Origin of the sequence: Ancylobacter sp. IITR112, from assembly GCF_041415945.1 — a bacterium.
Taxonomy (GTDB): Bacteria; Pseudomonadota; Alphaproteobacteria; order Rhizobiales; family Xanthobacteraceae; genus Ancylobacter.
The window spans coordinates 1,824,798-1,835,660 of the sequence record NZ_JBGCUS010000001.1 but is presented as its reverse complement, the minus strand read 5'-3'; the positions used below and the strand labels follow the sequence as shown (position 1 = coordinate 1,835,660).

At 63.3% G+C, this 10,863-nt stretch carries 14 protein-coding genes; all 14 read left to right on the top strand.

Annotated features, from left to right (window positions below; genetic code table 11):
* The first annotated feature begins 5 nt into the window (after positions 1–5).
* The 14 genes from AAC979_RS08800 (at position 6) to AAC979_RS08735 (ending at position 10,863) form a co-directional block, all read left to right on the top strand.
* A complete protein-coding gene (locus AAC979_RS08800; protein WP_371346460.1) occupies positions 6–212 on the top strand; it encodes a hypothetical protein in 207 nt (68 codons plus the stop codon).
* 29 nt (positions 213–241) lie between these two features.
* On the top strand, positions 242–556 hold the full coding sequence (locus AAC979_RS08795; protein ID WP_371346459.1) for a hypothetical protein: 315 nt from the start codon (positions 242–244) through the stop codon (positions 554–556).
* 2 nt (positions 557–558) lie between these two features.
* Positions 559–975 (top strand): hypothetical protein, encoded by a 417-nt coding sequence (locus AAC979_RS08790; RefSeq protein ID WP_371346458.1) that lies wholly within the window; start codon positions 559–561, stop codon positions 973–975.
* A 4-nt stretch (positions 976–979) separates the two neighbouring features.
* The gene (locus AAC979_RS08785) at positions 980–4,315 is read left to right on the top strand and encodes a host specificity factor TipJ family phage tail protein (protein WP_371346457.1); all 3,336 of its coding nucleotides are present in this window, start codon (positions 980–982) and stop codon (positions 4,313–4,315) included.
* Positions 4,315–5,622, top strand: a complete 1,308-nt coding sequence (locus AAC979_RS08780) for a hypothetical protein (protein WP_371346456.1) — start codon at positions 4,315–4,317, stop codon at positions 5,620–5,622. The genes AAC979_RS08785 and AAC979_RS08780 overlap by 1 nt, the downstream gene beginning before the upstream one ends.
* A gap of 10 nt (positions 5,623–5,632) precedes the next feature.
* The gene (locus AAC979_RS08775; protein WP_371346455.1) at positions 5,633–6,835 is read left to right on the top strand and encodes a DUF2793 domain-containing protein; all 1,203 of its coding nucleotides are present in this window, start codon (positions 5,633–5,635) and stop codon (positions 6,833–6,835) included.
* A 23-nt stretch (positions 6,836–6,858) separates the two neighbouring features.
* Complete coding sequence (locus tag AAC979_RS08770) at positions 6,859–7,683, top strand: hypothetical protein (RefSeq protein WP_371346454.1); 825 nt, start codon at positions 6,859–6,861, stop codon at positions 7,681–7,683.
* A 1-nt stretch (position 7,684) separates the two neighbouring features.
* Positions 7,685–8,005: a hypothetical protein gene (locus tag AAC979_RS08765; RefSeq protein WP_371346453.1), complete on the top strand. Its 321-nt coding sequence runs from the start codon at positions 7,685–7,687 to the stop codon at positions 8,003–8,005.
* A gap of 103 nt (positions 8,006–8,108) precedes the next feature.
* Positions 8,109–8,297, top strand: coding sequence for a hypothetical protein (locus tag AAC979_RS08760; RefSeq protein WP_371346452.1), 189 nt, complete (start codon positions 8,109–8,111; stop codon positions 8,295–8,297).
* A 61-nt stretch (positions 8,298–8,358) separates the two neighbouring features.
* Positions 8,359–9,516, top strand: a complete 1,158-nt coding sequence (locus AAC979_RS08755; protein WP_371346451.1) for a glycoside hydrolase family protein — start codon at positions 8,359–8,361, stop codon at positions 9,514–9,516.
* A gap of 84 nt (positions 9,517–9,600) precedes the next feature.
* On the top strand, positions 9,601–9,885 hold the full coding sequence (locus tag AAC979_RS08750) for an ammonia monooxygenase (protein ID WP_371346450.1): 285 nt from the start codon (positions 9,601–9,603) through the stop codon (positions 9,883–9,885).
* 2 nt (positions 9,886–9,887) lie between these two features.
* Positions 9,888–10,307 carry a hypothetical protein gene (locus AAC979_RS08745; RefSeq protein ID WP_371346449.1) on the top strand — a complete coding sequence of 140 codons (420 nt, stop codon included), beginning with the start codon at positions 9,888–9,890 and terminating at the stop codon, positions 10,305–10,307.
* The gene (locus AAC979_RS08740; protein WP_371346448.1) at positions 10,307–10,660 is read left to right on the top strand and encodes a hypothetical protein; all 354 of its coding nucleotides are present in this window, start codon (positions 10,307–10,309) and stop codon (positions 10,658–10,660) included. The genes AAC979_RS08745 and AAC979_RS08740 overlap by 1 nt, the downstream gene beginning before the upstream one ends.
* Complete coding sequence (locus AAC979_RS08735; protein WP_371346447.1) at positions 10,648–10,863, top strand: hypothetical protein; 216 nt, start codon at positions 10,648–10,650, stop codon at positions 10,861–10,863. The genes AAC979_RS08740 and AAC979_RS08735 overlap by 13 nt, the downstream gene beginning before the upstream one ends.

The following is a 10,863-nucleotide window of genomic DNA, read 5'->3' as shown; positions in this document are numbered from 1 at the left end:
TGCCCATGCATTACCCGCGCGAAACCATTCTCTATCTGCTTGGCGGCGCCGTGCTTGTGTGCATGTTCGTGCTCGTTTGGTCTAGCCTTCAGCCGCAGCGCGAGGCGTGCCAGCGGGCAGGCGCCGGCTGGACGACGGTCAAAGGCGTTTTCTCTCTTCGCGTCGTCTGCATTGACGATGCCGGCCGCATGTTTGTGCCGCCCGCCAACTAATTCATCCATCATCAATCTGGAGACTGCCGATGCTCACGCGTCGTTCGATGATCCGTGCCTTGGGCTTTGGTGCGCCGGCCGCTGCTGTTGCGGCGGCTTTTGGACTGCCGAAGCCGGCAAATGGCGGCTACGTGCTTTCGACGGCGGACTATGCCGTTGGTGAGGCCGGAATTCCTTGGGCAGATTACAAGGACGCGGCGATCGCCGCGCCGAAACTCAGCGTGGCCGAACTCGAGGCTGTATCGGCCAATATAGGGCAAATCGTTGCCGGCGAGATTAAGGAACGCGGCCCTTTGGCCCGTGAGATGGAACGCGCCTACGGCCTTCGACGCTCGCTCGCCTGACCATGGACCGCGCCGCCTATCTCACCGGCCTACTCGGCCAGAAATGGACGCGGGAGCGCTCCTGTTGGCATCTGGCCGTTGAGGTGCAGGCGGCGCTCTTTGGCCGCGCGCTGCCGTACGTCGCGCTCCCTGACGATCTCACATGGCGCTGGATGATGGAGACCATCGCCCAGCACCCGGAGCGCGGCCGCTGGCGCGAATGTCCGCCCCCGGCAATGCCCGGCCTGATAGCCGCCCCTGACGGCGCTCTGGTGGCCATGGCCCGCGCGCACCGCGCCGCGCATATCGGTGTCTGGCTCGCCCCGGAACGCCGCGTGATCCACTGCGACGAAACCTTCGGCGTCCAGATCGAAGCGGTGCCGACGCTCCGCGCCGCCGGCTGGAACCAGATCCGCTTTTTCGAGCCCATTTCGGACTGATCGCATGACCACTGCTGTCTTTCTCCCGGTTCTGCACATCGCAGCGCCGGGGATAGAGCTTGCGCGTGCCATGCCCAAGGCGCGCGAGACCGTTGCGGGGTTCCTGCGCCGCACCGGGTGGAGCACGACCCGCACGCCGACCATCTGCGTGGTCAACGGCGAGCCGGTGCTGCGGGCGATGTGGCGCAAGACCCGGATCAAGGCCGGCATGTCGGTGCTGTTCCAGTCGCTTCCGCGCGGCGGCAGCATGAACGGCTCATCCATCGCGGGCCTGCTTGGTATGATCGCCCTTACGGCGCTGGCGCCTTGGGCCGGGGGGCTCGCGTTCGGTGCAGGCACACTCGGCGCCTCTATTGTCTCCGGCGCGATCCTTCTCGGTGGCGGGTTCCTTCTGTCCACGCTTACGGCAGTCAAAGCCGGTGGCGATCAGGAAGCCGAAACGCCGATCTATTCGTGGAACCGCCAGACCAATTCAGCCCGCCCACTCCAACCGATCCCCTGCGCCTATGGCCGCACCAAGCGCACCTGTGACTATGCCGCTGTGCCGTGGTCGTCGTTCGAGGGCAACAACCAGTATGCCCACCTTCTGCTGTCGGAAGGCGTGGGGAAGTTTGACCGCGAGCAAATCCTGATCGGCGACACGGTCCTCTGGTCGTCCGAGGATGGGCTGAACCCGAATTTCACAGGCGTCACCATCGACTTTTACGACCCTAACGAGGAAATCACCGCCTTCCCGGTCAATGTCGAAACCTCGGAAGAGGTGGACGGTCAGGAGCTTGAATATCCGTCCTATACTGGCGGGTTCATCGCGAACGCATCTGGCACCACGGCGACGCGGCTGGTGTGCGATGTCGTCTGCCCCAATGGGGTGGGGCTGGCGAATAGCAGCGGCGGGCTTGATCTCTATCCCGTCGTCGCCCGCGCGGAATATCGTCCCGTCGACAATTCCGGCACGCCAACTGGCGACGGGAGCTGGTCGCTGTTAGCCACGGGGGGTAATTTCTACCGGACCAAATCGGCGGTGCGCTTCAGCGTCGGTGCCGATGTCGCGCCAGGCCGCTACGAGGTGCGCCTGCGCCGTAACGTGGCCAAGTCGACCGATTCCCGCGTCTCCGACACGATGACCTGGGCCGGGCTGCGAGCCTTCATTACCGGGCCGAAAGCCTTCCCGGTTTCCACCATCGCGATCCGTGCGAAAGCGACCGACCAGTTTTCGGGGGACTCGGCCAGCAATCTCGCCGTGGTTGAGACGCGCATTCTCCCTGTTTGGTCCGGTACAGAGTGGGAGGACCAGCCGACGCGCTCGCCGGCATGGGCGGCCTACGACATCGCCACCAATACGGAATATGGCGGGCGATTCTCCGACACCCGGATGGACTTTCAGGCTTTCTATGACCTCGCCGAGCAATGTGAAGAGCGCGGCGACACCTTCGACTACGACTTCACGTCTACCCAGCCGGTGCCGGACGCGCTCGACATCGCGCTTGGCGCCTGCCGGGCAAAGCACAAATGGCTCGGCGGCACGCTCTCGCTGTTCCGCGACGAGTGGGCGCCCGTCCCCGAAGTGATGCTGACCGATGGCGAGATCGTCCGGGGAAGCATGGAAATCGAGTACATCATGAAGCCCTCCGACGCGCAGCAGTGCGTCGTCCATGAGTACATCAACGAGGACACTTGGCAGATCGAGGAGGCCATTGCTCCCCGTGACGCTACCGAGGAGATGATCGCCGACGCGACGCGGCTCCAGCTTGAGGGCGTGGTGAACCAGGCGCAGGCGCAGCGCGAGGCCGAATTTCTCCTTCGGCAGAACATTTATCGCCGCCGGCATGCGACGTTCGAGACGGAGTACGAGGGGCGGATGCTGTCCATTGGCACGCCGATCCTCATCCAGTCCGACTTGCCGTTGGAATGGGGGCAGGGCGCCAAGATTGCCCAGCAGGTAGGCGCGACGCTCTATCTCGACCGCGCGCTCACCTGGGAGGCAGGGCAGAACTACGCCGTTCTGCGCACGACCCGCGCCAAGTCTTTCGGGCCGATCAAGTGCAGCATGGGCGCGAACGCCTCTGTGCTGGTGCTGGATGAGACCGACCTCGGCGTTGTCGAGACGGCGCAGGGCTTGACCCTTGAGGACGTGCTCGACATCGAACCTGGCGCGCCGCTGCCCAGCCTCGCCTTCGGGCTTGGCACCAGTTGGGTGCGCCGTGGCGTGGTGTCTCGCGGCACGCCTTCCGGCACCCGCGTGCAGATCAGCGTCTATCTGGACGATGAGCGCGTGCATGTGGAAGACGGCACGCCGCCGCCTCCGCTGCCGACTTCAACGGAACTGGTGCTGCCGACCTTCCCGCAGGTCTTCGGCCTCACGGCGCGCATTCTGGCCAACGAGGTGCCGCGCCGCGTGGAGGCGCAGTGGGCGCCGGCCGCCGGGGCCGTGACCTATGTGGCGCGCGTCTCCTATGACGACGGCGAGAACTGGACGGCGCTCGGCGAGACGCGCGAGAACATCTTGTCCACCGTAGTGGACCCTCTTGCGCTAACGCTGCAAGTTGCTGCGGTGAACGCCGCCGGCAAGCAGGGGCCGTGGTCGTCCTATAGCCTCGACGCGCCATCTGCCGACGACATTCGGGCCGATAACCTGCAAGCGACCATCGACAGCTTCAAGGCGGGCCTGCGGGAGAAGATAGTCGAGCAAAACGACGCGGCGCTCGCCGATTTGAACGAGGCGCAGGAGTTCCTTGCGCAGTTGCAGGCGGAGCGTGACGCCCAATCCTACCTTGACCGGCAGGAATGGCGCTTCCAGCTTCGCGCGACCAGCGACCGGGTGACGGCCTCCTACACCGAGGCGATCACGGTAGCTACCGGGCCGGATTCTGCCATCGCGCAGGCGATCACGGACCTGCAAGCCGAGGTCGGTAACATCGGCGCCAATCTGAATGTAAGCTTCACCGCAGCCGTCACGCCGGCCGGAGCGCTCGCGGCTTATAAGGTGATCGCTAGGGTAGATGAAAGCCTGTCCACCACACAGGCGGCATTCACGATAGCTGCCTATTCGGACTTGGCCGGTGGGGCGTTCTCGGTGGTCAATTTTGACGCCGAGAAGTTCATCGTCAGCAACTCCTCGACCGGCGAGACGATCAGCCCGTTCGTCATTTCCGGCACCAGCGTGACGATTTCGGGGGTGCTGATCGAGGACGGGTCTGTCACCGCTGAAAAATTTGCGGTGGACGAACTTAGCGCGATCACCGGCAACATCGGCGAGATTACCACGGGGCTCATCAAGGGTGGCCCCGGCGCCAAGCTCCGGATCGACATCACCAACGGTACGATCACTGGTACAAGCTGATGGCGGATTTTCTGCTTGGAAACCTTGATGGCGTCACGCGGCTGAGGACGTGCCTGCCGGGCCAAGATGTCGAGAACATCAACCTTGATGAGCGCTATGTCACCTTCGATAGCACCTGGCCTAATGCCTTCCGGCTGATCGACAACAATGTGGTCTCCGCTGCCTCGCTTGCAAACCTGACGGTAAACTACGCGAGCGGTGCGACGCGAAGGGTGAAGCTGCTGCCATCCAATGGCAGCCTGGTCCGGCCGGTTCTCGCCTGGGCTAGGCGCGGGGCGGGTTTGATCCAGTACATTTCTGGCGGCGTGACGCGGACGCAGGCTTATCAGCGTGGGTACCGGCAGTGCGGGGTCAGCCTGCGCACCTCGTTCATACTGCTGTCGCCGCAGCTTAGCGGCGTGGACTATGTCTATTTCATCTTCGGGAACAATGCCTCTTCGTCCGAGGATTCGGGCACGAACGGGTTTATCCTGGGGGAGCACCCGCTGCATGGCCGTGGACTCTTTGTCTCGCGGCCGGGAGCGGTGATCGAGACCGCCGGCCTCGAAGATATGACGGTCGCGACCAAGAAGAACGTTTTCCAGATCGCCGAGACAGGGACGTGCACCAGTTCTGGGTTGTCGCTCTCCGATCCTATGGCGGACCCGGTGCTGACCGGATCGGGGCCGGTCATTGGCTTTGTGGATCTTGAAGGCTCCTACCCAGACTACCCGCCTGTGATCGTCTACTTCACCACCAATGTCCAAGGCGTGGCGTGTTCGGTCTACTGGATCAATTCGAGCCGGCTTATGATAACCGGCGGTGCCAGCGGGACCACCTTTCGCTTTGCTGTGGTAGCAACCGATCCGGCCTATCGTGGTGGAGATGACGCCGCTGAGGGCGTAAGGCGTTGGCACTATTCGCCGGCAACTGGTCTCGTTGTTACAAAGCACAACGTCAATTATGATGAGGCCGGCCCTACGGACTATATATTCCGTTCCAACAGGTTGACTCCCTACATAAAGGCTTATGAGCAAATACCGGCGTCAAGGCCGTTCGGGATTTACAATCTATCCTCGCCGCCCCCTATCGGCGCCGGATTTCCTTTCACATTTTTTCTGCATTACACGAACAATTCCGGCGATTGGTGGTGTGGATGCGGGTATAGCGGCGCGTTCGACATGCGACGTTTCAACACGACCACAGACCAGTGGGTCGTCGCGGACACATTGAACGCTTATGTCTCGGCACGCGACAAGTATACGTGGCTCGGAGCGTCGTCGAGCACGCTGACAGCGCTTGCAACGATGAACGTCTCGGACTTCTGAGGATCCCGACATGGCTGACTTTTATACGACCGGCACTGTCTCTGTGTCGAACGGCGGCACGACTGTGACCGGCTCCGGTGTGCTCTGGAGCGATGTGCGCGCCGGTGACACATTGGTGCTTGTCGGGCTCCAGGCGATAATCGCCTCCGCGCCAGTGAGCCCCTACACGTCCTTGACGCTGACTGCTACGTGGGCGGGAACGACGCTGTCGGGGTCGGATTACACGATAGTCTACAACGCGCCGTCGCGGTTCACATCGGCCTATCTCGCCACCCAGGTGCGGGCGCTGATCGAGCGGACCAGCATCATTGAGGCGGGCGCCCCGGTTTATTCTGTCATCGCCAAGACCAATACCCCGCCCAGCTCGCCCGTGGCGAATGATGCCTATGCGCTCGGTTCGTCCCCGACTGGGCCATGGTCGGGCAATGCCGGGAAGCTGGCGCAGTGGACCGGCTCAGCATGGGCTTACACAACGCCAGAAGCCGGATGGCAGGCTTATGCTGTCGGAGATCGCCTCTATGTCTATGACAGCGGGTGGCAGCCGCAGGCGGACATGACGCAGGCGGAATATGACCCAACCGGTGTGGGGGCCGACGCTTTCGACAGCGCCAATCACGCCTTCGACCCTACAGGCACCGGCCTGTCGTCCACCAACGTGCAGGATGCCGTAGCGGAATTGGACACGGACCTTGGCACAGCGAACACCGCCATTGCTGGCAAGATGGCAACAGCCATCTATGACCCTTCCAACATCGCGGCAGACGCATTTCTAGCAAGCAATCACTGGTATACCCCCGCCACGGGCATGACCGCGACGAATGTTGACGCGGCGATAGACGAGTTGGCGGGAAAGGTCATCCCTGTGGTGAGCACCAGTACGCCGACGCCTACCTCTACTACTGGCACCATCACGACTGCATCCAGCTCTCTCAAGGCCGAAAAAATCGGCACAAGAGTTCGACTGTCGGGTACGGTCACTGTGACAACGGCTGGAACAGGAGCGAATGGGCTGCAAGTGGCGCTGCCCTATCAGTGTGGGTCTACTTCTTCTATTTCGGGTGATGCCCGCGAAACTCTAGTAACAGGCAATCTATGTTCTGTCACAATATCTGCTTCCGGCACTGTTCTTACCATTTTCAAATATGACAACACGACAATAATCGGAGATGGAAGGGCAGTGACGTTTTCTATTACTTATGATGCGGCTTCGTAGTATAGTTCAGGGTGGTGATTGGTATGATTGGCCTTGGGTTTCGGCTGACGATCAGGCGCGCAAGCTCCAGCCCGTTCGAACTGGAAGCGCTGGATCTGTTCGACCGCTTCACGACACCACCGACATATGAGCGGAAATTGTTGATCAACTCACTGATCAGGTCGCTGAAGACGGCCGGTGTGTGGGCAAAGCTGGACGCGCTCTATCTGCTCGCAGCGGCAAACGCGCAAGCGGCGCGGCTCAACTGGTGCGGCACGAACTACACCATATCCTCTGTGAACAGTCCGGCTTTCACGGCAGACAGGGGGTACGCAGGAAACGGCTCGTCGGCATACCTTAGCACTGGTTTCAACGCATTCACGGCGGCCGGGGCCAAATTCCTCCAAGATACAGCGCACGTATCGATATGGGATTTGACGAATAGGGCGGCGGCAAGCGCTTCTATCGAAGTCGGTCTTTTCAACGGGTCGTCTTACCAAAACCACATCAATACAAGGTATACAGGCAATGTTGCGTTGGGGCGAGTAAATCAGGGCCTCACAGCCGCGATGCAGCCAAGCGTCACGTCGTCGTCCGGCTACTATGTGATTAGTCGCACGGGGGCTACGGCGCAGGCAATGTACAAGGACGGCGCGTTGCTTGCAAGCAACAGCAGCGCTTCTGTCGCCTTGTCCAATGCTAATGATTTCATTCCGCTGCTTTTGGGGAAGACAGTCGGAGGCCCCCTCGTAAATCCGAGCAGCGACCAGCTTGCCGCCGCTTCCATCGGTGGCGGACTGACGAGCGACGATCAAGCCGCGCTTTACTCCGCGATTTCTACCTACCTAACCGCAGTAGGAGCCATCTGAAATGATGCAGAATTTCTTCGTGCTCACTCCAGCCCAACGAGTAGAGTCGATGGCGTTTAACACACCGGATGTGGCTATTGACCCTCGCGCGGTTGACAACCCGACCCCGGGTGTCGGCCTGAACCTCAACGACAACGCCAGCGATTATGAGCCGGGCGATCCGGTCACGCTGGTGGGAAAGTTCGTCGCGCCGAAGGCAATCGTCGATGACCCGGAATATGCCACCTATGCGCCGGGCATGATCGCCTATCTACTGACGCTGCCGTGGTGCACGCTGGAGACGGAAACGATCTTCGCGCCGACCGTCATTCCGGGCTGGTGATGGCGCACCGCAGCGCGCTAACCTTCTCCGCCCTCCATGCCGCCGCCTCCGGGCGGCTTTTCCATGTGAGCCTGATCCCCTTGCAACCCAAGGGGGGACGGACATGCCGGACGATCTCGACAGCCTGTTAGCGCTGCGCCACGACGTGCAGCGCATCCACGACTGCCTCCGCGAGCAGCCAAGCCTCGCCCTCGCAGCCTATCTCGCCTCGATGCTGGTGATGGCGCTTGCCGAGCACATCGCCGATGCGGCCGCTGCCGAGGCGCCGCCACGAACGACCCGACGACACTAGCCGCCTTCCAGGGCCGCCCCTCCGGGCGGCCTTTTTGATTTCCTGACATCGGAGAGAGACCATGAACCGCGTCGATGACGATGTGGCGCTTGAAGTCGCGTCGCATGAGGGGCTGGTGCGCCAGACCTATAAGGACAGCAAGGGCATTCCGACGTGGTCGATCGGCGTCACCAGCGCCAGCGGCCACGATGTCGATCGCTATGTCGGCAAGCCACAGCCGCTGGAGCACTGCCTCGCTGTCTTCGCTTGGCTGCTGGAGAACAAGTACGCGCCGGCGGTGCGGAAGGCATTCGGTAGTCGGACACTGACGCAGGCGCAATTCGCGGCTGCACTCTCTTTCCACTACAACGCCGGCGCCATCTCCCGCGCGAGCTGGGTCAAGAAATGGCTGGCCGGCGACATCGCAGGCGCGCGCAAGGCCTTCATGGATTGGCGCAAGCCGGCCGAGATCATCCCCCGCCGCGAGAAGGAGCGTGACCTCTTCTTTGACGGCAAGTGGTCCAACGACGGCAAGATAACCGAATATACCCGGCTCACGGGCAAGATGACGCCGGACTGGGGAAGCGCTCGCCGGGTTGACGCACGGGCCGCGCTGAAGGCGGCTCTGGCTTCTGCCGCTCCCGCTCCGACGGCGCCACGCCCGCCGAAGCCTGCCACCGTCTCTGCGCCGCCTTCGCCGGCCACGATGACGGAATACGAGATTCGCGCGCTGCAGCAGCAACTGCACGATGCCCTCTATACCGAGGTGGGCTTCGTCGATGGGAAAATCGGCACCCGCACCCGTGCGGCGCTGTTCGCCTTCCAGACCGACAATGCTCTGCCGGCGACGGGCGAGATGAATACAGAGACGCGGGCATTCATCCTCGCCCATGGCGTGCCGGCGCGGCAGCTGGCGCCGGAGCGCGAGCGGGCCACGGCGGCGAGCCTCGCCGAAGCCGGCCGGCTGCCGCCGGCGGCACAGGCGGCGCTGAAGGGCGGCTTCTGGGCCAAGGTGCAGGCGGCCTTCGCGACCGTCGCCATGATGATCTACGGCGCGTGGGAGCAGTCGGGCGATGCGCTGTCGTCGCTCTCGCCCTTCAAGGAGGATCTGCTCGCCGCCGGGCCGTGGCTGTTCTTCGCCGCGGTGATCGGCATCTCGCTCGTGCTCTGGCTGCGCTCGCGCAACGCCGTCGATCAGACGGTGCGGGCGGTGCGCCTCGGCCGCGACACGGGGGCGTGAGGCATGGGGATGATCTCGCGCAAGCTCCGCTCGGTTGAGGGCGGCGGGCTGATGTTCCGCTGCCCCGGCTGTAGTGAAAATCACATGGTCCGCGTTGGCGAGGGCGACGGCCCCCGCTGGGGCTACAATGAGAACCCGGGCGCCCCGACGTTCACGCCCTCGATCCTCCTGCGCAGCGGCCACTATGTGTCGACCCACCAGCCGGGCGATCCGTGTTGGTGTGACTATGAGAAGCGGCTCGGCAAGCCTGCGCCCTTCGCGTGCACCGTCTGCCACTCCTTCGTCACCGACGGGCGCATCCAGTTTCTCGCTGACTGCACGCACGCGCTCGCCGGCCAGACCGTCGATCTGCCGGATTGGGAGTCGTGACGATGGGGTTGATCTGGAAAATCGTTACCTGGGCGCTTTCCTTTGCGTCCAGCGGCACGGTCGGCCGGGTGCTCGAGACGCTCGATAAGCGAACCGACGCGCAGACCGAGCGCGAGCGGATGGCGGCCGAGGTCACAAAGGAGAGCATCCGCGCGGAGGTGGAGGCGCAGAAGGCCGGGCGCGACCTCCTCATTGCCGAGCAGGGCCGCTGGTACACGGCGATTATCCGCCCGCTCTTCGCACTCCCTTTCATCGTCTACGTCTGGAAGCTGGTGGTGTGGGACAAGGTGTTCGGCTGGGGCGTGACCGATCCGCTATCGGCCCAGCTTTCCGACATTATGCTGACGGTGATCGGCGTCTATTTCGGCGGGCGCACGGTGGAAAAGGTCGCCAGCACCCTTTCCGCGCGGTGGGGGCGGTAATGGCCGATATTCCGCCCGATCCGGCCCTGTGGGGCATCAAGCTCGCTCATCTGCTGGCCGGCTTCGTCGGGGGCCTCGCCCGCTCGCTGACGCGGCCGGGCGGCTCCTTTGCTCGGCACATGAGCGCTGCCGTCGTCGGCGCGGTCGTGGCCGGCTATGGCACGCCCATCGGCGCGCATTTCGCGGCCCGCTGGCTGGCTGCGCCGGACCTGCCGGCGGCGTCTGTCGAGGGCATGGTGGGGTTTGTGCTCGGCCTTATCGGCATGTCCCTGTGCGAGGCGGCGATCCGCTGGGTGCGCCTGTGGCGCGACGGCCCGCCGCCGGGATGGAGGCCGCCGCCATGGCCCCGGTGATCGTCTGCCCGGCGACCGGCCTGCGGGCCGATTTCCACGAGCCCACGGGCCGGCTGCTCATTGCCGGCCCGACCTTTTCGGGCATCGGAACGCTGGAAGAGGTGGAGCAGATTGAACGCTTTATCCGGCTGGCGCGGCACCAGGTGCGGGTCGATGCCTATGAGGGCAAGTGGCCGGCCCCGCCGGCGCTGCCGGAGGTGTGA